The 1,232-nt window shown below is 53.7% G+C and carries 1 rRNA gene; it reads right to left on the bottom strand.

The features are described from left to right. Window positions 1-1,232: ribosomal RNA gene (locus B071_RS0112970) — 23S ribosomal RNA — on the bottom strand; the annotation flags it as partial.

The following is a 1,232-nucleotide window of genomic DNA, read 5'->3' as shown; positions in this document are numbered from 1 at the left end:
CTCATCAGCTCGATGCTTGCTCCAGGTCTACCGTCGCCTGGACAGGCTTCGCCTCATGCGTCACCCCACTCGAACCCATACAGAGGTACGGGAATATGAACCCGTTTCCCATCGACTACGCCTTTCGGCCTCGCCTTAGGGGCCGACTAACCCTGGGAAGACGACCTTTACCCAGGAAACCTTCGGTTTTCGGCGGAGGGGACTCTCACCCCTCTTTTCGTTACTCATGCCTGCATTCTCTCTTCTGTTACCTCCAGCTCGCCTCACAGCTCACCTTCTTCGGCCTCCAGAATGTTCGCCTACCCCTGATACATACTCGCGTATCTATCAAGCCGCAGCTTCGGTACATGACGTAGCCCCGTTACATTGTCGGCGCATGACGACTCGACCAGTGAGCTATTACGCACTCGTTCGAGGGATGGCTGCTTCTAAGCCAACCTCCTGGCTGTCTTTGCCATCATACTTCCTTTTCCACTCAGTCATGTTTTGGGACCTTAGCTATCGGTCTGGGCTCTTTCCCTCTCGACTACGAATCTTGTCACCCGCAGTCTGACTGCATATGAGCATCTTACGGCATTCGGAGTTTATCTGGGTTTGGTACCCGGTGAAGGGCCCTAGTCCAACCAGTGCTCTACCTCCGTAAGACTCCATATACGCTAGCCCTAAAGCTATTTCGGCGAAAACCAGCTATCTCCGGGTTTGATTAGCCTTTCACTCCGATCCACAGCTCATCCCTGCCTTTTTTAACAGACTAGGGTTCGGTCCTCCACGTCGTTTTACCGACGCTTCATCCTGGCCATGGATAGATCACCCGGCTTCGGGTCTACCGCATGAAACTATTCGCCCTCTTCAGACTCGGTTTCCCTTCGGCTTCGGGACTCCTATCCCTTAACCTCGCTTCACACGGTAACTCGCAGGCTCATTCTACAAAAGGCACGCCGTCACCCGTCTTGCAACAGGCTCCGACCGCTTGTAAGTCTACGGTTTCAGGTTCTTTTTCACTCCCCTCACCGGGGTTCTTTTCACCTTTCCCTCACGGTACTATTCTCTATCGGTAGCCACCACGTATTTAGCCTTGGAGGGTGGTCCCCCCAGGTTCAGACAGCGTTTCACGTGTGCCGTCCTACTCAGGTACGCATCGGAAGTTGTATCGGTTTCGTGTACAGGACTGTCACCTTCTCTGGTCGCCCTTCCCAGTAGCGTTCCACTACCAATACAGTTTCTGACTTCAC

The organism is Alkalispirochaeta alkalica DSM 8900, from assembly GCF_000373545.1.
In the GTDB taxonomy this organism is placed as follows: domain Bacteria; phylum Spirochaetota; class Spirochaetia; order DSM-27196; family Alkalispirochaetaceae; genus Alkalispirochaeta; species Alkalispirochaeta alkalica.
Note: the sequence above shows the minus strand (reverse complement) of the source record. Positions and strands in the feature narration are given on the sequence as shown.